Source organism: Streptomonospora sp. PA3, assembly GCF_009728995.1.
Taxonomy (GTDB): Bacteria; Actinomycetota; Actinomycetes; order Streptosporangiales; family Streptosporangiaceae; genus Streptomonospora.
In genome coordinates, this window is sequence record NZ_VTZW01000009.1 from 345,654 (window position 1) to 369,833 (window position 24,180).

Annotated in this window: 23 protein-coding genes and 1 pseudogene; 13 read left to right on the forward strand and 11 right to left on the reverse strand. The window is 69.3% G+C overall.

Features of this window, described 5'->3' with window-relative positions; genetic code table 11:
- Positions 1 to 521: 521 nt before the first annotated feature.
- Positions 522 to 1,295 (forward strand): AfsR/SARP family transcriptional regulator, encoded by a 774-nt coding sequence (locus tag FZ103_RS09895; protein ID WP_156000405.1) that lies wholly within the window; start codon positions 522 to 524, stop codon positions 1,293 to 1,295.
- Between the two features lie 245 nt (positions 1,296 to 1,540).
- Here the strand turns inward: FZ103_RS09895 and FZ103_RS09900 are convergent, their stop codons facing one another.
- Positions 1,541 to 2,326 carry an SDR family NAD(P)-dependent oxidoreductase gene (locus tag FZ103_RS09900; protein WP_156000406.1) on the reverse strand — a complete coding sequence of 262 codons (786 nt, stop codon included), beginning with the start codon at positions 2,324 to 2,326 and terminating at the stop codon, positions 1,541 to 1,543.
- Between the two features lie 665 nt (positions 2,327 to 2,991).
- Between FZ103_RS09900 and FZ103_RS09905 the strand changes: the two genes are divergently transcribed.
- Entirely contained in the window at positions 2,992 to 4,239 is a 1,248-nt protein-coding gene (locus tag FZ103_RS09905) for an NAD(P)/FAD-dependent oxidoreductase (RefSeq protein ID WP_156000407.1), read from the forward strand.
- Between the two features lie 572 nt (positions 4,240 to 4,811).
- Positions 4,812 to 5,645, forward strand: a complete 834-nt coding sequence (locus FZ103_RS09910) for an NAD(P)H-binding protein (RefSeq protein WP_156000408.1) — start codon at positions 4,812 to 4,814, stop codon at positions 5,643 to 5,645.
- Between the two features lie 455 nt (positions 5,646 to 6,100).
- On the opposite strand, the gene FZ103_RS09915 is transcribed toward FZ103_RS09910, so the two are convergent.
- Positions 6,101 to 6,382 (reverse strand): antitoxin, encoded by a 282-nt coding sequence (locus FZ103_RS09915; RefSeq protein WP_156000409.1) that lies wholly within the window; start codon positions 6,380 to 6,382, stop codon positions 6,101 to 6,103.
- A gap of 294 nt (positions 6,383 to 6,676) precedes the next feature.
- Positions 6,677 to 7,594, reverse strand: coding sequence for an alpha/beta hydrolase (locus tag FZ103_RS09920; RefSeq protein WP_343233457.1), 918 nt, complete (start codon positions 7,592 to 7,594; stop codon positions 6,677 to 6,679).
- Between the two features lie 160 nt (positions 7,595 to 7,754).
- Here FZ103_RS09920 and FZ103_RS09925 point away from each other — a divergent pair, with 160 nt between their 5' ends.
- From FZ103_RS09925 to FZ103_RS26020, 4 genes are all read left to right on the forward strand, one after another.
- The gene (locus FZ103_RS09925; RefSeq protein WP_186356079.1) at positions 7,755 to 8,354 is read left to right on the forward strand and encodes a TetR/AcrR family transcriptional regulator; all 600 of its coding nucleotides are present in this window, start codon (positions 7,755 to 7,757) and stop codon (positions 8,352 to 8,354) included.
- A gap of 76 nt (positions 8,355 to 8,430) precedes the next feature.
- Positions 8,431 to 8,985 carry a dihydrofolate reductase family protein gene (locus FZ103_RS09930; protein ID WP_156000411.1) on the forward strand — a complete coding sequence of 185 codons (555 nt, stop codon included), beginning with the start codon at positions 8,431 to 8,433 and terminating at the stop codon, positions 8,983 to 8,985.
- A gap of 318 nt (positions 8,986 to 9,303) precedes the next feature.
- Complete coding sequence (locus FZ103_RS09935; protein ID WP_156000412.1) at positions 9,304 to 9,822, forward strand: hypothetical protein; 519 nt, start codon at positions 9,304 to 9,306, stop codon at positions 9,820 to 9,822.
- A 133-nt stretch (positions 9,823 to 9,955) separates the two neighbouring features.
- On the forward strand, positions 9,956 to 10,615 hold the full coding sequence (locus FZ103_RS26020) for a VOC family protein (RefSeq protein WP_186356080.1): 660 nt from the start codon (positions 9,956 to 9,958) through the stop codon (positions 10,613 to 10,615).
- Positions 10,616 to 10,631: 16 nt separating this feature from the next.
- On the opposite strand, the gene FZ103_RS09945 is transcribed toward FZ103_RS26020, so the two are convergent.
- Genes FZ103_RS09945 through FZ103_RS09955 form a run of 3 tightly spaced genes read right to left on the reverse strand, consistent with a single transcriptional unit; the run spans position 10,632 to position 13,149 of the window.
- Positions 10,632 to 11,834, reverse strand: a complete 1,203-nt coding sequence (locus FZ103_RS09945) for a sensor histidine kinase (RefSeq protein ID WP_343233458.1) — start codon at positions 11,832 to 11,834, stop codon at positions 10,632 to 10,634.
- 35 nt (positions 11,835 to 11,869) lie between these two features.
- Positions 11,870 to 12,559: a two-component system response regulator CseB gene (cseB, locus tag FZ103_RS09950; protein ID WP_186356082.1), complete on the reverse strand. Its 690-nt coding sequence runs from the start codon at positions 12,557 to 12,559 to the stop codon at positions 11,870 to 11,872.
- Positions 12,556 to 13,149, reverse strand: coding sequence for a hypothetical protein (locus FZ103_RS09955; RefSeq protein ID WP_156000413.1), 594 nt, complete (start codon positions 13,147 to 13,149; stop codon positions 12,556 to 12,558). Before FZ103_RS09955 ends, cseB begins: the two co-directional genes overlap by 4 nt.
- Positions 13,150 to 13,283: 134 nt before the next feature.
- Between FZ103_RS09955 and FZ103_RS09960 the strand changes: the two genes are divergently transcribed.
- On the forward strand, positions 13,284 to 13,967 hold the full coding sequence (locus FZ103_RS09960; RefSeq protein WP_156000414.1) for a polysaccharide deacetylase family protein: 684 nt from the start codon (positions 13,284 to 13,286) through the stop codon (positions 13,965 to 13,967).
- A 158-nt stretch (positions 13,968 to 14,125) separates the two neighbouring features.
- Here the strand turns inward: FZ103_RS09960 and FZ103_RS09965 are convergent, their stop codons facing one another.
- Positions 14,126 to 14,770, reverse strand: coding sequence for a TetR/AcrR family transcriptional regulator (locus FZ103_RS09965; RefSeq protein WP_156000415.1), 645 nt, complete (start codon positions 14,768 to 14,770; stop codon positions 14,126 to 14,128).
- Between the two features lie 42 nt (positions 14,771 to 14,812).
- Between FZ103_RS09965 and FZ103_RS09970 the strand changes: the two genes are divergently transcribed.
- The 3 genes from FZ103_RS09970 (at position 14,813) to FZ103_RS09980 (ending at position 17,752) form a co-directional block, all read left to right on the forward strand.
- Positions 14,813 to 15,691 carry an arylamine N-acetyltransferase gene (locus FZ103_RS09970; protein WP_156000416.1) on the forward strand — a complete coding sequence of 293 codons (879 nt, stop codon included), beginning with the start codon at positions 14,813 to 14,815 and terminating at the stop codon, positions 15,689 to 15,691.
- A gap of 88 nt (positions 15,692 to 15,779) precedes the next feature.
- Positions 15,780 to 17,084 carry a hypothetical protein gene (locus FZ103_RS09975; RefSeq protein WP_156000417.1) on the forward strand — a complete coding sequence of 435 codons (1,305 nt, stop codon included), beginning with the start codon at positions 15,780 to 15,782 and terminating at the stop codon, positions 17,082 to 17,084.
- Between the two features lie 92 nt (positions 17,085 to 17,176).
- On the forward strand, positions 17,177 to 17,752 hold the full coding sequence (locus FZ103_RS09980; RefSeq protein WP_156000418.1) for a hypothetical protein: 576 nt from the start codon (positions 17,177 to 17,179) through the stop codon (positions 17,750 to 17,752).
- Between the two features lie 506 nt (positions 17,753 to 18,258).
- Here the strand turns inward: FZ103_RS09980 and FZ103_RS09985 are convergent.
- Complete coding sequence (locus tag FZ103_RS09985; RefSeq protein WP_186356083.1) at positions 18,259 to 19,635, reverse strand: cellulose binding domain-containing protein; 1,377 nt, start codon at positions 19,633 to 19,635, stop codon at positions 18,259 to 18,261.
- A 723-nt stretch (positions 19,636 to 20,358) separates the two neighbouring features.
- Here FZ103_RS09985 and FZ103_RS09990 point away from each other — a divergent pair.
- Entirely contained in the window at positions 20,359 to 21,477 is a 1,119-nt protein-coding gene (locus FZ103_RS09990) for a serine hydrolase (protein ID WP_156000420.1), read from the forward strand.
- 225 nt (positions 21,478 to 21,702) lie between these two features.
- A pseudogene (locus tag FZ103_RS09995) lies at positions 21,703 to 22,287 on the forward strand (integrase core domain-containing protein); the annotation flags it as partial.
- On the opposite strand, the gene FZ103_RS10000 reads toward FZ103_RS09995, so the two are convergent.
- The 3 genes from FZ103_RS10000 to FZ103_RS10010 all read right to left on the reverse strand — a co-directional run bounded on the left by FZ103_RS10000 (position 22,284) and on the right by FZ103_RS10010 (position 23,846).
- Positions 22,284 to 22,757, reverse strand: a complete 474-nt coding sequence (locus FZ103_RS10000; protein ID WP_186356084.1) for a MarR family winged helix-turn-helix transcriptional regulator — start codon at positions 22,755 to 22,757, stop codon at positions 22,284 to 22,286. The pseudogene FZ103_RS09995 and the gene FZ103_RS10000 sit on opposite strands and share 4 nt — an antisense overlap.
- A 299-nt stretch (positions 22,758 to 23,056) precedes the next feature.
- Complete coding sequence (locus FZ103_RS10005) at positions 23,057 to 23,470, reverse strand: multidrug efflux SMR transporter (protein ID WP_156000421.1); 414 nt, start codon at positions 23,468 to 23,470, stop codon at positions 23,057 to 23,059.
- A 52-nt stretch (positions 23,471 to 23,522) separates the two neighbouring features.
- Complete coding sequence (locus FZ103_RS10010) at positions 23,523 to 23,846, reverse strand: multidrug efflux SMR transporter (RefSeq protein WP_156000422.1); 324 nt, start codon at positions 23,844 to 23,846, stop codon at positions 23,523 to 23,525.
- Positions 23,847 to 24,180 lie beyond the last annotated feature (334 nt).

A 24,180-nucleotide genomic window follows, 5' to 3' on the forward strand; every position in this document is an offset into this window, starting at 1 on the left:
CCATTCATGTCATTGGGCTGAACTGGCCAAGATAGGCCAGATCCAATCCTAGGCGCTGCGGTAGGCGAGAACTCGCGATCGAGGGCCGTGTGAGCGTGTGATCAGCAGATTCGAGAGCGCCCTACCGTTATGTCGGCTCGTCCAGTGCCGGAAGGCCCCTGTTGCCTGGTCTCACCTGCCTCGGTAGCATCATGAAGTAGCTTCCAAGCGGAACTAGGTTCCTGTTGGAACCTGGTATCAAGGCGCCGAGCCGAATAAGCCATCACATGGGATCTGGTTGGTACACGAAGAAAATATGAACCTGGTGCCGCGGCTGCTCGCGAAAGGGTGATTCGGAAGGTTGGCAGCCGACCGGTCCGGTTCCATTCACGGGGATATGCGCCCACGTATCGGGCATGCGGCGCAGCGCGCAGGGGCATGCAGGATCGGGCTGACAGTTCCGGCTCTCGGGCATGCCGATAACCGGTTTGCCCAATGGCGAGTCCGCTCGCCGGAGCTTCTATCTCATTCGGAGTTGAAGCATGGAGATAAAGACCCTGGGGCCGCTTGAGATCACGTCGGGGGAGAGACTTTACACGCCGAGTGGAACGAAGATGCGGCAGATGCTCGCCTTACTGTTGAGTAATGCCAACTCGGTAGTGAGCACCGACTCGATCACCGAGGAGTTGTGGGGGGACGACCCGCCCCGCAGCGTCCATACCACGTTGCAGACATACATCTACAAGCTCCGCAAGGACCTCGTCCGCGAATTCCCGGGAGATGCTCTGGAAAACGCGCTGGTGACCCGGGCGCCGGGGTACAAGCTGGCCGTGCCTCCGGAGCGGATCGATGCGACCGCCTTCGAGCGGATGGCGCGCGAAGGACGGCTGCTGCTGCAGAGCGGGCGCCCGGCCGAGGCTCTTGAAACGCTGACGGCGGCGATCGGGCTGTGGTCCGGGGACGTGATGGAGAACGTGCAGAGTTCACGCCGGCTGCAGAGCCACGCGCTCCGGCTGCAGGAGCTGCGCATCGAGTCCCTGCAGCTGCGGATCAAGGCGAAGATCGAGCTCGGCCGCTGCCATGAGCTCATACCGGAGCTGCGCGCTCTGGCCGAGGAGTATCCGCTGAACGAGTGGTTCCACGGTCAACTCATGTATGCACTGACACGCTCGGGCCGCAGAAGCGAAGCCTTGGACGCTTATCAGCGACTGCGCACTATTCTGGGCGACGAGCTCGGGCTGGAGCCCTCCAACGAGATCCAGCGACTCCAGTTGGAGATCCTCCGGGACGACGGCGACATGGTTCCGATCGGCTGACGGGCGGAGCGGCGAGCCGCAGCACGTCCGGCCCGGGACGGTACCGGGTCGGGCCGGGCGGGACGAGGCTGCGGGTGCAGCTGCCACCACCTCCCACCAAAACGGCCCGATCGGACCCGCGAAGCCCCGCGCATGACGCAGCACACTCGCCGGTTGGCGTAGCAGCGTCGTGTGCTGCGGCCCGTTCCACCTCGGCTTCGCGCGGGCCCCGTGACGGAGTCTGCGCCGGTGCGGTGGAACCGTTGTCAGGCGCCGGGCATGTTGTATCCGCCGTCCGCGGCGAGAAAGGCACCAGTGATGTGACCGGCCTCCGGACTCGCCAGAAAAAGGGCAGCGCCGGCCAACTCGCCGGGACTCGGGACGTGTCCCATAGGCGTGACTTCGATCAGCCGCTCGCGGTGGCCGTTCTGCCAGTCCGTTCTGCGTTTTGTGGACTCCGTCTCGATGAATCCGGGAGCGAAGGTGTTGACCCGGACGCGGGGGGCGAAGGCTTGAGCGTAGGACTTCGTCACCCCGATTACGCCGTACTTCGCGGCTGCGTACTGCGGCACTCGGGCGCTGCCGCGCGAAACGACCGTGGAACCTATATTGACGATCGCCCCACCGCTCTGCTGCTCCAGCATCCGGCTACCGAATTCGTGTGTGGCGAGTAGAGTGCCCTTCACGCCCACGCCGAGGACCTGATCCACCGATTCCTCGGTAACGTCCCGCCAAGACAGTTGCTCGCGCGCCGCCTCCGCGGCGTTGTTGACTGCGACGTCCACACGGCCGAAACGAGCCCAGGCCTCCTCGGCCATGCGCTGAATCTGCTTGCCTTCCGCAAGGTCGGCTTGGACGAGGTGCGCCGTCCTGCCGACCGCCCTGATCCTTTCCGCGGTCGCCTCGGCGCCATCCTTCGATGAACGGAAGTGTACGACGACATCCGCCCCCTCCTCAGCGGCCCGTACGGCGATCTCAGCGCCGAAATCCGCGCCGGCGCCGGTCACGAGGACGGTCTTGTGTGCGAAGCGATGCGGGACGAATGCCGACATGGTCCCTCCGGAAACTCGGTATGGATGCTGACGCACCGCCGTACCCGTGTTCCGGGAGCGGCCGCTTGCGTGGCGGCGTCTGCGAGGCGGTGGCGGCTTCGAACCTCTGATCTCCACTGAGGTGCGGCATCGGGAGGCTCCGACATCGTGGCGGTTCGATCTTGACCGCGGCTCGCATCCGCCTGGAGCGGCGCTGGGCACGCAGGAGGCCGGCCGGTGCCAACGGCTCCGCATCGGCGCGGTGCCCGGGGATTCCGCCTCTTCCACACGCCACCCGAACGGGTGTTGATTCGGCTGCGGTGGGCTCCTTGCGTCGTCCGGCCCTCAGCGGGTCTGCGCAATGCGCCACAGTCCAGAAATATTCCAGCGGGACTCCAGTGCAGCGGTGAACCATCGGAGCCAGTGTGGCGCCGTTCCGCGTCCAGCAATTACCACATGGCCGTCAGGGGCCTTAATCCCCCGACTGGTGCTTTCCGGTGAGGGAGGGGACCCGATATGCCCAGGGATTCTCGGGCTCCGTACTGGGGGATCGGCAAAGGGGGACCGAGTCGTCTCTATTCGTCGGCTCGAAGGAGATCCGGGAGTCCGGCCATGGGCGGGAGTCCCGGAGTGGGACGGATTCCGGCGCCGCCGATCGCGATCTCTGATTGGAAGGAGCACGTGCGATGATCGGTCCTGACAGGAGTGTCGACGTCATCGTGATCGGAGGAGGGCCGGCCGGATCCACGACCGCGGCCTTTCTCGCCGAGGCCGGGTTCAGTGTCGTCGTGCTGGAACGCGAGAAATTCCCGCGGTACCACATCGGCGAATCGCTGATCCCCGGATGCCTCCCGGTAGTCCGCGACCTCGGGCTGTGGGACCGCTTGGCCGACTCTCAGCCGACCAAGAAGTACGGCGCCACCCTCCTGTGGGGGGAAGAGGATTCGACGTGGGGATTCCGCTTCGCCGACGGAACGGCCTTCGAATACTCCTACCAGGTGCGCCGGGCCGACTTCGACTCCCTGCTGATGACCCGGGCGCGTGAGCTCGGTGCCCAGGTAATCGAGGAAGCCGTGGTCAAGCGGGTGGAATTCGACGGCGAGCGCGCGACGGGAGTCTCATTCACCCGAAAGGGGAACGACGAGGTCGAGCGGCTCCACTCCGCCATGGTCGTCGACGCATCGGGCCAGGGCCGGATCATGTCCCGCCAGCTCGACCTCGTGGAGTGGCACGAGGACCTGCGCAACATCGCGGTCTGGAACTACTACCAGGGCTGCGACCTGCTGGAGGGCGACAAGGCCGGCGACGTCCTGATCGAGCACCGGCCCGAGGGCTGGTTCTGGTTCATCCCGTTGAACGACGGCACCGTCAGCATCGGATACGTCACCTCGACGAAAGCCATGAAGGAGTCCGGGCGCAGTCCGGAGGAACTGTTCGAATCGGAGCGGAGGTCCTCGCAGGAGGTACTCCGCCTCATGACGAAGGCGGAGCCGGTCGGGGCGTTCCGGACGGCTCGGGACTGGTCCTACACCAGTCGCCGGTTCCACGGCCCGGGTTGGGTGCTGGTCGGCGACGCGGGCGCGTTCGTCGACCCGCTCTTCTCGACCGGGGTCACGCTGGCGATGCGCGGGGCCCGGTCGTGTTCGAAGGCGGTCGAAGTGGCGCTGCGCAACCCGGAGGCACAGGCCGAAGTGCTCGACGTCTACGAAGCCCGCTACCGAGAGTTCCTCAGAGCCGTACTCGACTTCGTCCGGTTCTTCTATAAGACGGACAAGACCCGAGAGGACTACTGGGCCGAAGCCCAGGACATCATCGACCCTGACAAGGTCCAGGCGCCCCATGAGGACTTCTCCACCCTTCTCTCGGGTCTCGCAGATCTGATCTCCGCGGATTTCAGTCTCGACATCAAGCTTGAAGAAGCGCTCGGTTCATGATCCGGCTGCTGCTCAGGGCTCTCAGCGAGGTCTCGGCAAGGGGCTCGGTCACCGCCCTCCGGGGCGCCCGCGTTCGGGGTTGACTCCCTCTGTTCGTGGAACCGGGTTTCGGTTTCGGTTCTGACCGCTCGTGGCGCGGAGGACCCGGTCGGCGATGGCGTCGGGACTCACGCCGAGCGGCGAGAGCCGCCTTCCGAGTCTGCGGAAGCTGCGTGTGCATGCGCCTTGACAGTTTGCGTCCAAGGGACGAAAGTTGACCATAGGAACTATTTTCCTACAGGAAGCTTGTTGTCCGGATGTCATGACCGGTCCGGTGGTCGTCCGGTCGCCTGCCTCCGGCCGGACACCGCCGGCCTGGCGGGCGCTCGGACGGGCACGGTCTTGGCTGGCCGTTCGGCGTCTTCGGGTACCGCACCCGGCGATCTCCGGCCGCCCTCAGGTGGGGGACCTACCGGGGCGGCGAACCCGCGGATCGCCGCGGGGCCTCATCGGAGCGGCTCTATCGGTCGAGGGCAGGCCGGGACGGATCGCCGGCGCCCTGAACCAACACAAGGTTTGTCAGGAGGGATGGAATGTCGATTCTCGTCATGGGTGCGACCGGGACCGTCGGCCGGAGCCTGGTCGCCAAGCTGGCTGCCTCCGGAGAGTCGGTTAAGGCGCTGACCCGCGACGCCGGCCGGGACCTCGGATTTCCGCCGGGAGTCGAAGTCCGGGAAGGCGACTTCCGTAAGCCGGAGAGCATGCGGGAGGCCTTGCGGGGGATCGAGCGTGCATATCTCCTTGCGGATCCCGACGTCGCCCACAGCGTCGTGGCGCAATTGCGGGAAGCCGGCGTCAAGCGTTTGGTGACGCTCGCCTCAGCGATGCTCGACGAGCGCGATGACCAGGGCAATGTCGTCAACGTCATCGAGTCGGCCGTGCAGGGATCCGGCGCCGACTGGACTGTGCTGCGGCCCCGGGCGTTTGCGAACAATGCGTTGGACTGGTGGGCCCCGACCATTCGTGCAGAGCGCGCCGTCTACTGGGTGTACCCCGGCGCCAGCCTGTCCCCCATACACGAGGCCGACGTCGCGGCGGTGGCAGCGGCGGCGCTGACCCAAGATGGGCACGCCGGGAAGACCTACCCGCTGACGGGCCCGGAGTCGCTGACCCAGGCCGAGCAGGTTCGGATCATCGGGGAGGTCATCGGTGCGGACATCGCCTTCCATGAACTGTCGAAGGAGCAGGCGCGGCACGTGCTGACGTCTCAGCACATCCCCGAGATGATCGTCGACCGGCTGTTGAACATGCTCGAGCCCATGGTCGAGACCGAGGCTCCTGTGCAGCCGACCGTCGAGCAGGTCACAGGCCGCCCGGCGCGGACGTTCCGGGAGTGGGTGTCCGACAACGCCGATGCCTTCCGCTGAGGCCGCCGAGCGGTTGCACGCACATCCCGGGTTCGAGTGCAGGGGCTCGTAGAGAATCCGGCCGTGGCGCGGGCCTGGGCTCGCGCCACGGCGCCTCCCGTCCGCGGATCGTCCTGCGTCGGGTCGCCGTGCGGAGCTCCGACTGGGGCCCTCTTGATGGGGCGGGTCAAGCCCCGGCCGCCGGTGATGGCCCCACCGGCTACCCCGGCCACTTGCCGGAGGTCACGGCCCGACGGCGGGTTCGGACTCGCCATGAAGTGTCGCGAACGCCGCCGACCTGAGCAGCATTTTTCGAATCAGCAGGGAGCACCGGGGCGTGTCGGCGGGCTCGGCGCCCGGGCCCGTCCCGGCGGCCTCATCGGCGCCCGGTCGGTCCGGCTCCGCCTGTCTGCGCCCGCCGACTCCCGCCGGCGTGGCCGAGGGCGGTCACCGCGGCGGCCCCTGCGAGGCTCCGGTCAGCGGTATCGCCGGTGATCGCGGCCGTCGGCGCGGTACCGCGGCACCGCGCCCCCTGCCCCGTAGCCCCGATCGCGGGCAGCGCCGTAGCCGCGGCGGCCGCTCTGCTTGGCGAGGTATCGCGACGCCGCGCCGGTGGCCTTGTCGATGTGCCGGTTGTACCTGCCGCCGGTGCGCTTCTTCAGCGTCTCGCCGACCGTGTGCAGATGCCGCTCGGCCTTTGCGGGATTCCTGCGGATGAACCGGATCGCTTGCCGGAGCAGACGTTGCAGGTTGGCCATGGTGCCGCCTCCGATGTGAAGACCGCCGGAGAGCGTGCGTCCCCCGGCACGCCCTCGGGACGCGACATGTCGCGTCTCCCGGGGAACGAACGCAACCGCACGGAGGTTCCCCGCGATGCGGCCGACCGGCCGTGCCGCCTTAAGCCCGGACAGACCTCCCCGGTCGTGGTCCGCTCCACGGCGGTTACCGCCTCCGCGAGGAGCCCCGCGAGAGTCTCGGGACCGGCGCCCGCACGATTATCGGTTCCGGGTGAACGGGTCGCCCAGCCCCGGCGGCATTGTGGACGCGAGCCGTCAGCTCTCGACGATCTCCGCGATTTCGGCGGCGATCTCCTCGGGGCGTTCGCCGCTGATCGCGTGCGAGGCGTCGTCGTAGACGCTGACGGTGGCGTTCGGGAGCGCGCGTTCGGCGGTTGCGATCGCGGTGGTCGAGTCGTGCATCACGGACTGGCCGGCGATGATCGCGAGCACGGGCATCTCCAACTTCCCGAGCTGATCCTCGGTGAGGCGGGCCGGTTGCGGCTTCTTCAGCGCGTAGTGCCGCATCCCGGTCTCGATCATGTCCGCGACAGGTACGTCCTCGACCGGCGCGCCGCCGGCGGTGTAGGAGTTGAAGCCGTCCCGCCACGACTTCGGGAACCAGGGGACCGACGCCGGGATCGAACGGGCGACGGTCTCCAAGGGCATGTCGTCGAAGGTGTAGACCGGATCGATCAACGTCAGCGTCTCGACGTGTTCGGGGCGGCGGACGGCGAGGTTGGCGGCGGTCCAGCCGCCGATCGAGAGGCCGACGAGGTTGACCTGCTGCTCGGGCAGCGCGGAGAGGGTCTGATCGAGCCAGGCGGCCTCGTCCTCGGCGCTGGTGATGGGGCGTGCCTGCACACTCATCCCCGGCTCGCCGAGCAGATCGATCGTGTATACATCGCCGATCTCGAGCAGCGAGGACATGTTGTCGGCCCATACGGGGGTGGCCGAGGCCCTGCCCGGGAGCAACAGCATCGGAGCGCTGCCGCCGGCGCCGTCGAACCGGTAGACGCGGACCACACCGAAGTCGGTGCGGATGTCGAGGTCGGCGGCGACCTCGGGCATGTCCTGGAACGCCTCGTCGTAGGCGGCGAGGTAGGCGTCCTGCCCCGCAGCGCTGTCCCAGTGCCCGACCGGTGACGGGCTGCGCAGCCCGATCGCGGCCGCGCCGACTCCCACCACGACCACCACTGCCGCGATGCGCAACCCCCGGCGCCGGAACCGCCGGCGAGACGACCTCACCGCTGCGTCCGGCCGGGCGTGGACGGCGCCCGGCTCGGTGTGTGGCATGCTAATGCCGCCTCTCTACCGTTCGGTCAGTGATTCAACCGTACGGTAGGGTACTGGCGTGGGCAAGACGCGGACGCCGACAGGCGAGACGGGCAGGCAGACGTTCACACGAAGCGCGCGGCGTGACCAGATCATCGGGGTTGCGATCGGACTCCTGGCCGAACACGGATACGCAGGCGTCTCCCTCTCCCAGATCGCCGAGCGGGCCGGTGTCACCAAACCGACTGTGCTGTACCACTTCTCCGACAAGGCTGACATCGTGCGGGCCGCCTACGAGCACGTGCTCACCGCGCTGGTCACCGAGGTCGGGGCCGCTGTCGACGCGGCGGAGGTCGCCGACCGACCGGCCGCATACGTCCGCTCGATGATCGCCCACTTGAGTGAGCACCCCCTCCACATACGCACCAGCATCGAGGCGCTCACCCGCATCGGGAACGACGCCGACCCGTCGGCACGCTGGCGGCCGCTCGCCGACCTCCTCGCTGCGGCCCGCCAGGCACGCGAGAGCGGGCGGGACCGGCGCGACGACCGCACCGACGCCCTCATCATCGGCGGCGCCATCGACGCGATCGTGGTCGAGAAACTCCACGACCCGGATTACGACTCCGCCCAGGCGGCGGAGGAGGTCGTAGGACTGATCGAGACCCGCTTCATATGATCCGCTCGTGTCCGATGAGTTGCGGCGCTTCGGCGGGTCTTTCTGTCGGAGGACCGCTACGGCCGAGGAGGACTTCATGGGCAGGGTCATCTACTGGATGAACACCTCGATCGACGGCTACATCGAGGATCGCGACGGCGGCATCGACTTTCCGGACCCGGACGGGGACTTCCATCGGGCGGCGAACGACCACGTTCGCCGGTTCGCGGCCTTCCTCTTCGGGCGGCGGCTGTATGAGGCGATGGAAAAGCCCTGGACGCAGGACCTCGGCAAAGAGGACGCCCCCGCCGAAGAGCGCGAGTTCGCCCGGCTCTACAAGGAGACGCCGCGCTACGTCTTCTCCGACACCCTCCAGACCGTCCACGAAGGCGGCACGCTCGTCCGCCGCGACGAAGCCGCGTCCGTGGTGGCGCGCCTAAAGAAGGAGGTCGACGGCACCATGCAGCTCGGCGGTTCCGAGCTGGCCGCCTCCTTAGTGGACCTGATCGACGAGTTCTGGGTGTACGCGTTCCCCGTGATCGTCGGAGGCGGCAAGCCGTACCTGCCCGTCCGCAGCGAACTGCGGTTGCGCCTGGTCGAGCACCGTTCCTTCGCCTCGGGAGCCCTCTTCCGGCGCTACGTGCGCTCCTGACCGCCCGGCAGCGGGTTGCGCGCAGGGGCGGAACCGCGGGGCCGGCGGCCTGCACGCACAGGCCACGCGGCCGGGATAGCCGGTCGGCCAGCTGGGCCGAGAGCGTGGCCTCGGCCGCGCGGAGTGCTCTGAGTCCGTCGGTGGCGAACCGATGGGGAGCCGGGCGGGGGCGGGCGACGGCACCGGGTCGCCTGCCGGCGGACATCCGGGTGTATTCGGGGCGAACTGCGGGCGCCGCGTGGTCATCGTAGGGAGCGGCAGCACGCCGGAACGGCGACCGGCGCTCCCCCGCACAAGCGAACCGAAAGGCAGTCCTCCGTGCGACCGATCCACCACGCCTTGATCCCCCTGGTCGTCCTTCTCGCGGCTGGGACGGGCTGCTCCGCCGGCGAGCCGGTCCAGACCCAGGGGGCGGAGGACCAGCAGCCCCCGCCGGCCGTGCAGCCGAGCACGGGTCCCGAGGCCCAGGCCGCCGCGACCGAGACCGCCGCGACCTACGTCGCCGCGCTGGAGGAGGGCGACGGTTCCGCCGGCTGCAGCGTCGCCTCCGCCGAGATGAAGGCGGCGCTGGCGGAGTCGGTCGCCCAGGAGGCCGGTCCGGCTTCGTGTGCAGCCGGGTTCGCGGCCTACGCCGATGGCCGCCCGGGCGTGGGAGGCATGGAGGTCCGCGAGGTCACCGTCCATCCGGACGGCTGGGCGGACACCGGCGGTGGGCCGACGGCCCACGCCGAGGTCGCCTACCCCGACGGCGTGCACAGCGAGGAGGGCATGGCGGTGGACGGGTTCCGCTTCCCCTACATCGACGGTGCCTGGGTCATCGACATGCAGGTGGACTGACCGGATGGCGTGGCGTGGCGCGGCGGGGCGACCGAAAGCGCGGCCGCCGGCTTCTTCACGCTCGCCGATCTCGGCTAATCGGTGCGAGGGTCGGCCGTAGCCGCGCAGTCGGAGGCCGGGAGAGGAGGCGGGTGTGGAACAGGAGTCGCGCCGTCTCGGGGTCGGGCAGGTGGACCTCGCGGATTGGCGATGGTTGCTGGGGGCCTTGCGCACTCGGTTCGAAACCGGTTCGTTCGGAACAGGAGCCGAGTTCGTCGCGGCTGTAGCCCGGCTCGCCGATGCGGTCGACCATCCTCCCGACGTCGATGTGCGGACGGGACACGTCCAGGTCGCCTTGCGCAGCCACGACGTGGGCGGCGTCACCGAACGGGACGTCCAGCTCGCCGAGCGGATCAGCGCGCTCGCGTCCGCCCGGGGCCTGGTCCCGCGTCCCGAGCAGGTGGAGGTGCTCGAGCTGGCTCTGGATACACCCGAGCCGGAGGTGGTGCGGCCGTTCTGGGCAGCCCTTCTGGGGGGTGGTGAGACAGGCGGGGACGTCACGGACCCGGCAGGAGAGCTCCCGCCGTTGTGGTTTCAAAGGACCGACTCCGCTGCGCCCGATCGGCAGCGCTTCCACCTCGATGTCACGATCCCGCCGGAATCCGCCGACCGGCGGATCGCCGCAGCGGTCGCCGCAGGCGGACGCATTGTCGACGACAGCAATACGCCCGCCTTCATCGTGCTTGCCGACCCGGACGGCAACAACGCCTGTGTCTGCACCGAACTGGGTCGCGACGACGAGCCGGTGCGCTGATCGACGAGCAGGCCGATCAGGCGCGCGACTGCTCTCTCGTGTCGCCGGGTGCCAGGTCGAGAACCGCCAGGGCCCCGCCGTCGGGATGGTTGGCGAAGGAGAGCCGAGCACCCAGCACCTCGGCCTGGCCGCGGGCGATGGTGAGCCCCAAGCCGTGCCCACCGCCGCCCTCCGGTGGCGTCGGGCCCTTGCGGAACCGGCCGGGCCCCTCCCGCAACAGGGTCTCGGGGAATCCCGGCCCGAGGTCGTGGATGCGCACCCGGGCCCCGTCGATCTCCACAGTGACCGGCGGTGCGCCGTGGCCGAGCGCGTTGACCAGCAGGTTGACCAGAATGCGTTCCAGCCGCCGGGGATCGGTCGAGACCACCCGCTCCGAGACGGACCGCACCGTCACATCGGGGCCGAACCGGGCGGCCCGGTGGCGGACGAACTCGGCGAGCGCGATGTCGCTGAGGTCGGCACGCTGCGTCGCGGTGTCCAGCCGCGCCACCTCCAGCACGTCCTCGACCAGCGCCCGCAGGGCGGCGACCCGGTCGCGGACGAGTTCCGCGGGGCGGCCGTCACCGAGCAGGTCGGCGGCGGTGCTCAACCCGGTCAGGGGCGTGCGCAGCTCATGGGCGATGTCGGCCGTCACCCGCTGCTCGGCCGCGATGCGCGCCTGCAGCGCGTCGGCCATCGCGTCGACCGCCCGCGCCAGGTCGCCGGCTTCGTCGCGCGCGGTACCTCCCACGGCCTCGCTTACCCGCGTGTCCCGGTCCCCGGCGGCCACCCGCCCGGCCGCGGCGGCGACCCGGCTCAGGCGCGCCGAGAGACCCGCCCCCATCACCACCCCGGCGCCCGCGCCCAGCGCGACCACCACCGCGGAGCCGGCCAGCAGCACCCGGTCCAGCGCGGCCAGATCGTCCAGCCGGGGAGCGTAGGAGCTGCGCAGCGACAGGATCCGGCCGTCCGAGGTGGGCACAGCCGCCCAGACCGCCGCCACGCCGTCGCCGCCGGTTATGGCGGTGGCCGTGTAGCCGTCGTCGGCGGCGTCGCGCAACCGGGCGGGCACCTCGGCGGAGTCGAGGCGGCTGCCCAGCGCGGGGCTGCCGGTGCGTTCGTAGGCGCGCAGCGCGAGCTCCACCCGTTCGGTCTGGAGTTCGCGGGCCTCCTCGGCCTGCTGGAACGCATAGGCGTAATGCACCGTCAGACTCAGCGCGACCGCGACCAGCGCGCTCACCACCGCGATGGTGGCGGTGATCCGCCGGCGCAGGCTCACCTGTCGCCGCCCGCGAGCCGGTAGCCGAATCCGCGCACGGTCTCGATCCGGTCGGCGCCGATCTTGTTGCGGAGCCGCTGGACATGCACGTCGACCACGCGGGTGTCACCGCCCCACGCGTAGTCCCAGACGTCGTCCAGCAGGACGTCGCGGCTGAGGACGGTGCCGGGCGACTGCGCGAACCGCAGCAGCAGCCGCATCTCGGTGGGGGTCAGGTTCACCTCTCGGCCGCCGCGCAGCACTCGCACGCCGTGCGGGTCGATCTCGACGTCTCCGAAACGCAGCACGCCGCCCTCGGGCGGACCGTCGCCGCAGAATCGCTCGGCGCGGCGCAGGGCGGCGCGCAGCCTCGCTGTCAGCACAGCGCTGTCGAAAGGCTTGGTGACGTAGTCGTCGGCCCCGGCCTCCAGGCCCACGACGATGTCGACCGGGTCGTCGCGCGCGGAGAGCATGAGGACCGGCACGAGGCTCTCCTCCCGGATGCGCCGGCACAGGCTGACGCCGTTCAGGTGCGGCAGCACCACGTCGATCAGCACCGCGTCGGGCGGCCGCGCCCGGAACAGGGCCAGCCCCTCGCGGCCGTCGGCGGCGGGGGTGACGCGGAAGCCGTCCCGCTCCAGGCTGAGGCCGGTGGTCTCGCGGATCACATCGTCGTCCTCGACGAACAGCACGTGCGCCCCGGTCACCTCGCGGTTCCCCCGTCTGCCGCCTCGCTCAGTCGCGTGCCGTCCCACTCCAGCAACGTGCGCGTGACGGTTCGGGGGCACGTCTGCGAATCCGAGTCCGCCGCCCAGTCCGCGTGTTCGACCACGGGACCGCCGTCGTACCAGGCGACCCTGGAGGCGCCGTCCGCGGTGGTGTAGACCCGCTCGGCACGGTCCTCCCAGAGCCGGAAGACGTAACCGGCGAGGCGTGCCGGACAGGCGGCCTCGCCGTCGCACCCTTGCACGTTGACCAGCGCGACCGGGACTCCGGCGCGGGGGAGCTCGTGGTAGCGCACGTACACCGGGTACCAGCCCGCGCCGTACCCCTCCGTGCAGGGCCGCGCGATCGCGTCCTTGACGGCGTCGCTCACCCCCGGGTCATCGCGCAGCACCTCGACCGCGTCGAGGGTGCGCGTGGTCGTGGCGTCTCCGCTCTGGGGCGCGGGCGTGGCAGGGGTCGGCGCCGCTCCGGAGACGCGGACCCCGGTGTCGACCACGCCGCAGCCGGCGGCGGCCGCCATCCCGGCGGCGGCGCAGAGCACAAAGGCCGCCGTTCTCGTGGAATCTAGCATCGCCGCGATGCTACCTCCGTGCGGGCCGCTGTTACACGATCGACAAAATTCCTCCGGGAGACCGCAATACGGCGTCAGCGGGACCGAGAAACCCGCTTTCTAGCCTCCGGTGGGAACACCGAGGAGGCAGGAAAATGGGAATTCGATATCCGCAACCGGTATTGCTGGCCGCGGTGGTTCTTCTCGCGCTCGCGTCGTGCTCGCCGGGGCAGTCCGTGCACACGTCCGGCTCACAGACGGGAGCCGGCGCGCCCGTCGTCTTCCGGGCCGCAACCGACGATCCGGTCGTGTTCTTGACGATCGACGACGGCGCGGTGCGCGATCCCGCGATGATTTCCGTACTGAAGAAGGCCCAGGTACCGGCCTCTCTCTTCCTCACCGGCGATTACGCCGTCGATGACCCCGGGTTCTTCCGCCGGCTGCGCGACGAGGCGACAGCGCGCATCGAGGGCCACAGCATCGACCACTCCGATCTGAAGGGACAGGGCTTCGCCGACCAGAAGCGGCAGATCTGCCGGCCCGCCCGGTCCTATACGAAGATGTTCGGACAGCGGCCGCGCCTGTTCCGGCCGCCGTACGGCAGTTACGACGAAACGACACTCCGCGCGGCCGTTGAATGCGGCGTCTCCCATGTCGTCCTGTGGAGCGCAGAGATCAAGGACGGGAAAATGTCGTTCGCCGCCGCCGACCGCCTGCGGCCGGGCGACATCGTCCTCATGCATTTCGGGGGCGCTTTCCGGGAGAATGTGGCGGAGTTCGTGAGGCAGGCCGACCGCTCGGGCCTGCACCCGGCGCTGCTTGAGGAGTACCTCCGGTGAACACATCGGCCGGAGCACGCTTACCGGTACAGGTGCTGAAGGGCCTGTGGGCTCGCCTCGTCCGCCCGCCGGCCGCACACACACCTCGCCTGGCCGAGGGGAGGCCGCAGGCAGTACACGCCCCCTCATGCGCCACGTTGAGACCAGGGCGGCGGCGGCTAGCGTTCACCCTCCTGAGCCGCCCGCCACCGGCCGGAAGGCGGCAGGTTCCGTAGCGCAGTGGTGATGAGGTCGACGGAACGGGTGAGGGTGCGGTCCGACGGCTGGTCGTGCTCGACGGCGACGGAGGCCGCCGCGAGGCCCGCGCCGAACACCCCGCCGACCAGGACGGTCGCATCCGCTTCGTCGAAGTCGTCCGGGTAGGCGTGATGGAGTGCGCCGGCGAGGCGCCGCAGTGCGGTGAAGGCGTGGTCGAGCATCCGCGCGCGGAGCTGCGGCGTCGACATGATCAGCCGCAGTCGCCGCGTTTCCAACCGTCCGGCGGGGTCGCGGGACCCGCTCCTGGTCGAGTCGATCATGGCGTGGATCGCGCGGTCCAGCACGTCGATCGGGCCGTCGTCCGCGGCGCGAGCCGCGATCGCGTCCAGACCCGCGGTGAGAACGTCGCCGGTATCGGGGAACAGCACGTCGTCCTTGCTCGCGAAGTAGTTGAAGAACGTGGCCACCGACACCTCGGCGGCCTCGGCGATCCGGGCCACGGTGGTGGCCTCGTAGCCCTCCTGTTCGAACAGCTCGTAGGCGCTCTCGATCAGCGTCCGCCTCGTGCGCTGCTTCTTCCGCTCGCGAAGACCCGGTTCCGGCATGGAACTTATAATACATCTAATTTTAGAGCTAGTCTAAGTTCTATGGTGAACTCGCTACTGGACCGGATCGACTACCCGCACCCCGTCCGCGTCGACGAGCAGACCCTGCGCGGCCTGCACCGCGCATGGCGGACCCACGTGCCCTACGAAAACCTCGACATCCAGCTCGGACGCCCGATCAACCTCGGACCGGACGCTCTGCTCGACAAGCTCGTGCGCCGTCGGCGCGGTGGCTACTGCTACGAACAGAACGGCGGGCTCGCGCTACTCCTGCGCGCGGTCGGCTTCGAGGTGACCATGGCCGAAGGTGCCGTACTCCGGCAGGAGCGGGGAGAGGCCATGTGGGGCAACCACAACGTGCTCCTCGTCGACCTCGACGGCCGGCGCTGGCTCGCCGACGCCGGCATCGGCGACGGATTCCTGGAGCCCCTTCCCCTGCGCGAGGGGCACCACAACCAAGGCGGGGTCATCTACCGGCTGGAGCGACTCGGCCCGGACACCTGGCGGTTCCACCACCACCCGGGCGGATCCGTCGCCTCCTACGACTTCCGCCTCCGCCCGCGCGAACTCGCCGACTTCACGGACTGCTCGCGGGAGCTGTCGACCTCGCCGGACTCGGCATATGTCACAACCCTCATCGCTGCCCGGCCCCTCGCTGACGACACCACGCTGTTGCTGCTCTCGCGCACGCTGAGACACGTGGGTGCCAACCCCGGACCGCCCCAGACCCTGCGCACCATCGACGAATTCGCCGAGACCCTCGCCGATCGGCTCCTCGTCGCGGTCGACGACCTCGGCGACGACGGCCTCACCCGCCTCTGGGAGCAGGCCGGCACCCAGCACGACCTCTGGCAGGCCCGGTCCCCGGCCACCGGTTCGCCTTCGTCCAGCGAAAGCCACGGCGGCGGCACAACAGGTTGAACACGGTGCCACGGCAGGAGTTGCCGAATGGTGAAGATTTGGGGTAATTTGCCGCGGATCCCCCAATTCCGTGCTCGAAGGAACAACCTTGACCTCAGGCATGGGCGGTCTGCGCGGCGACACCAGATTTCTGCATATCGGCCCGTACAAGACGGGAACGACCGCGATCCAGGGCGCGTTCCACCAGGCGCGCGCCCGCCTGCGGGAGCAGGGCCTGGTCTACATCGGCAAGAACCGCCAGCCGGCCGGAGCGGCGCAGCAGGCCGCCGGCATTCCGCCGATGTTCGGCTCGGCGCACAAGCGCGACACCTACTGGCAGGAGCTGCTCGAAGAGGTCGAGGCCGAGGGCGCGCTGCGGCCGATCATCAGCAGCGAGTTCTTCTGCGAGGCCGACGACGATGCGGCGCGCCGCATCGTCGAGGACCTCGGCGGTCCGCGTGTGCACCTCGTCGTGACGCTGCGCCCGCTCGCCAAGATCCTCCCCGCCCAGTGGCAGCAGTATGTACAGGCCGGGCTGCTGCACTCCTACGAGGAGTGGCTGGAGGCGGTGTTCAACGGCCCGCCCGCCGAGATACCCACACCCACCTTCTGGCGGCGCCACGATCACGGGACGCTGATCAGCCGGTGGGCCGAGATCGTCGGCCCCGAGAACCTCACCGTGATCGCGGTCGACGACTCAGACCCCGGCATGCTGCTGCGCAGCTTCGAGGACATCCTCGACCTGCCCGACGGCTTCCTGGCTCCCGACGAGACTCAGGCCAACCGCTCGCTCTCCTACCCCGAGGCCGAGTTCTTCCGGCGGTTCAACCGCGAATTCCTCGCCGGCGACCTGGACAGGCTGATGTACGGCCGCTACTTGCGGCAGGGCCTCGCCCCGCACCTGAAGTACCACCACCGGCCCTCACGCGAGGACTCGGTGATTCGCACCCCGGCCTGGGCTATGGAGCGCGCCGCGAAGCTAGGTGTCGAGTCCGCGGCGACGGTCTCGGCGCTGGGGGTGCGGATCATGGGCGATCTCGCCAAGCTCAGCGAGATCCCCGAGAACCGGGTGGGCACGCCGTCCGGAGGAGAGGCGATTCCCGTCGAGGCCGCCGCCCACGCCGTGCTGGGCACGCTCGTCGCGGTCGAGAACAGGGAGAAGAGTCAGCAGAAGGCCGCGGAGAGGGCCGCAAGGAAGGCCGCCAAGGAAGCGGCCGCCGCCGCGGCGAAGAAAGCCGCCGAGGCAGAGCGGAAGAAGGCGGCCAAGGCCGCCGAACGAGCCAGGCTCCGCGATCCGGACCGCCTGCCCAACGTGACGGCCCGCCGCCTCGCCCGGGAACTGATCAATCGCGGCATCCGCAAGCTCGCCCGCACGCGCAGGCGCATTCTGCGCCGCGTTCGGAGTTCCTCGTAGGACCCGTCCCCGCCGGCGCGAAACTGCTGCTGCGGGTCCCCCCCGGGATGGCGCCACCGGGGTGATTTCCTACCTCAGAGGACGGAGCGAGGGTGAGCGGCGAACTCGAGGGAAAGGTATTCAGAAACAAGGCGGGCAGTCTGTTCTCGTTTCTCTGTATTCTTTTCCTATTGTTTATATTTTCGGGGATCTCGTTTGAAGCTCGAGACCTGCCGTGGCCACGATTCGTGGTGGTTTCTATTGTCTGTCCGGCCGGTCTTGCGGTGGTCGTATGGATGATTCTGAAGTGCGTGTTTCTGTCCAGTATGCGCTTGCGCTCAGGATTCATAGAGGTGCATGGGTTTGTGTATCGCCATCATATTCCGGTGCACAGGGTGCAGCATGTATGGGGTGACGGCCCATTGGAAGTGCGTTGTATCGACGGTCGGTCCTATGTGTGCCTGGGCATGTCCGGAAGTTTGGTCGCGGATATGTTCGGGAATCGGGCACACCAGCGGGCTGCCGCCCAAATAAACCAGTATGTGCGTCGCCATCGCCGTGGGATGCGAAGGGCGGGGATGGCGGGTGTTGAGCGCGAGTTCCGCCCCAACGGGATTCTTGTGCTGACTGTATTCACTGCCGGCAGTGCGATTTTCTGGCTCTTCGGCTACATTGCTCCGCAGGTATGAAACTTCAGGGGCGTCCGTCCGGCTCGCCACCGGTCCTTGCAGGCCGGTGTCATTGGTGCCGTCCGTTCCGGAATACGAGGGCGGCGCCGCACGAACGAACGCGGCCAGCCCCTCTGTCGTCGGCTGCCGCGATGATGTCGGCGGTGCGGACCGATGGGAGCAGGGTGATGATCGAGCGGGCCGTGCAGCAGGTCGACCACGACCCGGTGGTGCGTGTGCACGCCGAAGCGCCACCGCACTGATGTTCATCGAGCGGCGCCTGGACCCGACCACCTGGGCCACGGCGCTGGCGCTGCCCACCACCAGCCGCCGCTCCGAGCCGCCCGCCGAACGCGCCCTCGTCGGCTAGTAGGGCTCGTCGATGGCTCCGCAGGCCGTGCGTACATGGACGGTCTCGTCCCACTCCTTGCCAGGGTGCGAGAACGACAGGAAGAGGCGCCATGGACCCGACTGCGGCCGACGCGGTGTGGACCGGTTGTCCGGCCCACACCGCCGCACTGCGGGGACTAGCCGGTTGTACAGGAGGAGCCGTTGAGCGCGAACTCGGTCGGTGGTGGGTTGGAGCCGCTGTGGGTGGCCTGGAACCCGAAGTCGGCGCTCGCCTCCGGGGCGATGGTGCCGTTGTAGCCGACGTTGCCGGCGGTCACCTCGGCGCCGGACTGGCTTACTGTGGCGTTCCAGGCGTTGGTGACCCGCTGGTCACCCGGCCAGGTCCAACTCAGAGACCACCCGTCGATCGGCGTGGGGCCGGTGTTGGTGATGGTCACCGCGGCGGTGAACCCGTTGTTCCAGGTGTTGGCGGTGTAGGCGATTTCGCAGGCGGTGTCGCCCTCCGGCGGATCGGATGGCGACGGACTCGGGGTCGGATCGGGATCGGGCGTGCCGCCGAGGTCCAGGGCCCTGCGCAGGAAGGCGTCGATCGTGTCCCACGTCGGGTCGGGCGTGCCCGTGGTGACGGTCTCCTGGCAGTCGGCGGCGGTGCGGACGGTCTGGGTGCCGAAGTGCGCCGAGCTCATGACGTCGGTCCTGCTGTGGCCGGCGTCGGGAACCGAGATGAACCGGGCGTCGCCGCATGCGTCGCGGACCGCGTTGTAGAGGATGGTGCTCTGCCCGTGCGGCACGATGTTGTCGCTTTGGCCGTGCAGGAGCAGCATCGGCGGATCGCCGCCGTCGACGTAGGTGATCGGGTTGGCCTTGGCGACCTTGTCCGGGCAGGTCTGGATCGCGCAGCCCATCAGCCGCGACGCGGGAGCGTCGGGGGCGTCGTGGTCTATCCCTCCGCTCGGCGGGCTCTGGGCGTTCAGCTGGAGGAAGTCGCTGGGACCGAAGAACGGTACCGACGCCTGCACGCTGCTGGAGACACCGGTGGTTCCCAGATCGCCCTCGAGTTCTGCAACGCCTCCGGTCGTCCCGGCCATGCTTGCCACCCAGCCGCCCGAGGAGGTGCCCATGACGGCGAAGCGGTCTGGGTCGAGCCGGTACTGGTCGGCGTTGGCGCGCAGGAAGCGGATCGCGGCCTTGATGTCGTGCACCTGGGCCGGGAACTGCGCCTGGGAACTGGACCGGACGCTGACGCCGGCCACGGCGTAGCCCTTGGGGTTGAGGGCGTCGGCGATCGCGTCGGCGCCGGACTTGCCGTCGTCGCTCATCCAGGCGGAGCCGCTGCTCCAGATTACGAGCGGCCGGTCCTGGCCGCCCTCAGGCAGATACAGGTCGAGCAGGTGTCCCCGGCTGTCGGCGGGCTGGGCGGGTGCGTAGGCGACGTTGGTGATCGTTTCGGCGGCCTGAGCCGAGGCCGGTGCCCAGGTGAGCAGCACGGCGGTCGTGGCTAAGACGGTCGCGGACGCGCCGAGTGCGACGGCCGCGCGGATGCGAGTAAGCATGGCTTCTTCCAACCGGAGGCGCGCTGTCGGCGTATGCGCTCCCTGCCGCTGCGCGCCGGACGGGGGATGTGCGCCGGGCATGGACCGCCACCGTGATCGCGGACACGTGGTAAGCGAATGCGGACTCCCCGTAAAGGGGTGATACGCCACGGGGCGAGCCCGGCGTGGGAGCGGTTCCAGGGTACGGGAGCCGCCGGGCGGCATCCAGCCCCCTGACCGCAGTCGGCAACGCCCAGACCCTCCACCTGGACGGGAGCCCGGACGGCGCCGCCGAGCGCGGCACCGTCCGAACGGGACAGCGCTTCGCCGCCTCCTCCCCTCGCTTGCCGGTGGGGGCGCCAACCACCGAGCACCGCCGGAACACCGCGTCCATCCCGTGATCGGCGGACGGCAGGCTCGGCGCCGGCGGACGCGGCCCGCCCGCTTCGGCCGCGGGGCTGGAGGAGGCGGAACGCGACCTCGGCCCGGCCCTGCCCGACGATCTGCGCGACTGTATGCGATCGCCGACGATACAGCGGCACGGGGACACCCCTGTATCAGGAGGACACGATGGGTTCGCTCGACGGCAAGACCGCCCTGGTCACCGGCGGCAGCAGGGGCATCGGGGCGGCCATCGCCCAGGATACTGCGAACCCCCTCGGCGCCCGGTGCGTCGAAGCGCACGACAGAACGCGGCGTCCAAGGGAGCCGCGCGGCGGATGGAATCGCGAGAGGCCTTGCCGCATGACGACGAGACGCCGATTCATCGCTCAGGCGGTGGCCCTGCTTCCGGGTGCCGCAGCGGCCGCCGCGGCGGCGCCCCTGACCGGCTGCTCGGCGCCCGCCGACGGTAGCGCAGCGTCGATCGGGGACTTCCTCGAAGACGCGGTCCCCGACGGCACGGGTCTGACCGTGCTGGCGGTCCGGCGGGGCGCGATGGTGTATTGCCGCGGCACGGGCCTGGCCGACCGCGAATCGGGAATCGGGGCCGGCAGCGGCACCGTCTACGACATCGGCTCGATCACCAAGCAGTTCACCGCGGCGGCCGTGCTCCGCCTGGAGGAGGACGGCGCGCTGTCGACCGGCGACCCGCTGCGCGCCTTCGTCGACGGTCTTCCCGCCGAAAAGCGCGGAATCACCCTGCATCAGCTGCTGACCCACACCGCGGGCCTGGTCGACACGCTCGGCGGCGACTACGCACCGCTTGGGCGAGAGGAGATGCTGGAGGCCGTCGCCCGCTCCGAGCTTCGTTCGGACCCCGGCGCGAAATACCACTACTCCAACGCCGGCTACAGCGTGCTGGCGGCCGTCATCGAGAAGGCAACGGGCGCCGGGTTCGAGGAGTACCTCGCCGAGAGCCTCTTCGCCCCCGCGCAGATGGAGCGGACGGGTTACGTACTGCCGCGGTGGGACCCGCTGCAGATCGCGGTGGAGTACGACTCCGACGGCGCCGCGCAGGGCCGCCCGAACGACCGCCCCTGGGCCGTCGACGGGCCCTACTGGAACCTGCGCGGCAACGGAGGGCTGCTCTCGACGGCGACCGACATGTACCGCTGGCACCGCGCGCTCGCGTCCGGCGCCGTGCTGACGCGGGCGGCCAAGCGCAAGCTGTTCGCCCCGCACGTCCCGGAGGGCGGCGGCTCCTACTACGGATACGGATGGGTCGTCGAGGGCGGGGACGGCCGCACCACCGTCTGGCACAACGGCGGCAACGGCCGGTCCTACGCCGAGTTCAGCCGGCATCTCGACGATGACCTCGCGGTGTTCTGGGCGTCCAACAGGGCGACCGCGGCCGGCGAGTGGGATGTCGCGGAACTCGGTCTCACCCAGGCCGTAACCGAGCGCCTGCGCGCAGCGTCATGAGCTACCGCCGACCCTTTGACGCGCCCGCACCGGATCGCCGGCCGTGCGGCCGGAGGCCGCCCGCGCCGCCGCGCGACGCGACAGATCACCGCAGACCCCTCCAGCGGCCTGCCGGTCCCAAGTTGTGCGCTGCCGGCCTTCATAGCAGCCCGGCAGCCCCGCTCGTGGTCGGCCGCAGTACTCCGGGGAATCGAGTCTGCGAGGCTCCTGAGGTGGAGGCGCATGATGCGCCGCTACGAACGCGCCCGCCCCGGCGACCTGGTCCACATCGACGTCAAGAAACTCGGCCGCATCCCCGMCGGCGGCGGCCACAAGGTACTGGGCCGGGCSGCCGGCCGCAGCAACAAAGACACCGACGGCCGCGGCCGGGGGTACCTGTTCCTRCACACCGCCCTGGACGAYCACTCCCGCCTGGCCTACACCGAGATCCTGACCGACGAGACCGCCCCCACCTGCGCYGRGTTCCTSCGCCGYSCCGTGGCGTGGTTCGCCCGGCGCGGCRTCACCGCCCRRCGGGTCCTGACCGACAACGCCTGGGCCTACACCAAGACCACTTGGCACACGACCTGCCGCGGATCAGGGATCGGCTCGCGCTGGCCCCGGCCCTGGCGGCCCCAGACCAACGGCAAGGTCGAACGCTTCCAGCTGACCCTGCTGGAGGAATGGGCCTACCGGTGGCCCTACACCTGCGAGGCCCAGCGCCAGGCCGCGTTTCCCGCTTGGTTGCACTGGTACAACTACCATCGCCGCCACACCGGGATCGGCGCCCGGACACCCGCCAGCCGCGTTACCAACCTCCCCGAGCATCACATCTCGTCCCGCGTGGCGTTCAGCTGTTCGACCAGGGGGGCGAGCCGGGGATCGGCGGCACTGCGGTCGAGCCCTTGGCGGAGGGCGGATTCGTAGACCGGGACGGCGTCGCGGAAAACCGCCAGGCCGTGCTCGGTGATGCCGGTGTAGACGCCGCGCCGATCGTGTTCGCAGATGCGGCGCTCTGTCAGACCTGTGCGTTCCAGACGATTGACCATGCGGCTGACCGAGCTCTGGTTGAGGTAGACGGCCTCGGTGAGGTCCTGCATGCGCATTTCGCCGTCCGGGGCGGCCGCGCAGGAGGCGAGGGCGAGGAACTCGGACAGGCCGATGCCGAACTGCCGGTGCAGCGCTCGCTCGACGACGGAGTCGACTTGGCTGTGCAGAGCCACGAGGCGGCTCCACATGATCCCGGCCGTTGAGAACTCGATCGGTGCGGGGGGTGTGGTTGCGGAGCCGTCTTGCGCCATGGTGACTGGCCTCCTCGTATCGGCCGAGCCCGCCCCGCCCTCGGCCTGGAGGAGTGGGGCGGGCGTCGATGACTACGGCAGTCGTGATCGCCGGAACAGTCTATGCGGTTTGTATGTAGAGGGATGCATACAGACCGGCGATGATTCCCGCCAACGGGATCCCGCCGCGCTGCATTTCGGTCGGCGACACCGCGACGGCATCGCGCGTGCGGCCGGTGACCTGCTCATCGCTGAGCGCCGGTCCATGGCAGTCATCGTTGTCAGGCCGCTTCGCCGACAGGTGCTGCCATGATCGTTGTTCACGTCTGCCGGGCCGGTGCAGCGGCCGCATCGACCTTCGGGCTGGAAGCGAGCTTGATGCCCACGACGCCGGCGATGATCACCGCGAGCCAGAAGATTCGCAGCGGAGTGAGCGGTTGGTCGAACACGACGGAGCTGACGACCGCAGCCCCGGAGGAGCCGATTCCGGTCCAGACGGCGTAGCCGACGCCGACATCGAGTGTCTTCAGGGCCAGTGCCAGCGTAAGGACTGTGAACAGGAAGAACACCGCGGCGGCGAGCGACCAGTACAGATGAGTGAACCCTTCGCTCCCGCCGGTGCTGACGGCGTAACCGATCTCGAACACGCCGGCGATCAGCAGAACGACCCAGGCTCGGGCGTTTCGGCGGCGGACGGCGCCGGTGGCGTGGGAGGACTTCGACGATGCGGTCATTTTCGAGTTCCCTTCTGCGGACGGATTGACCATGAGCGGGGCGGTGGGGGGATCAAGCCCCGGCGCCGGAGAGCTGCAGGCCGACAACGCCCACGACGACGGCGCCGATGCCCAGGAGCTTGCGCCAGTCCAGGCGCTCCTGGAACAGCAGGACGCCGAGCAGCACGATGCCGACAGCCCCCAGGCCGGTCCAGAGCGCATAGCCGACGCCGACGTCGAGCGTCACCAGGGCGAGGCTGAGGAAGAAAGTCCCCCCGGCACCGATGACCAGGGTCAAGACGGAGTACCAGAGCCGAGTGAATCCTTGCGAGGCGTTGGCGCAGAGCGCGAACGCGACCTCGAAGACGATGGCGATTCCGAGAAAGACCCAATGCATGGTGGTTGTCCCTTCTGTGAGAGATGGGGAATCGAAGGCGGGTCTCAGGCGGGGTGCCGATCGGGGAGTGCTTGGGCGGCCGGGGAGCCGTCGCGCCGGTCGAGGTGGGCACGGTGCCGTAGCGCTTGGCCGGCGGTGACGGACTCTTCGGCCACTCGGCAGCGGCACACGTAGCCGAAAAGCACGGTGGCCTGAGGCGGCGGCATGATTCTCTTCGCTCGTCGCCTCGGAAAGTTATGTGACGATCATTGCATGCGCGTACAAATACTTCAACAGTTTTGATGGGGTCGGGCTCGGCGGTACCTGGACCGGTCAAGCGCCGAGTCGGTTGGCC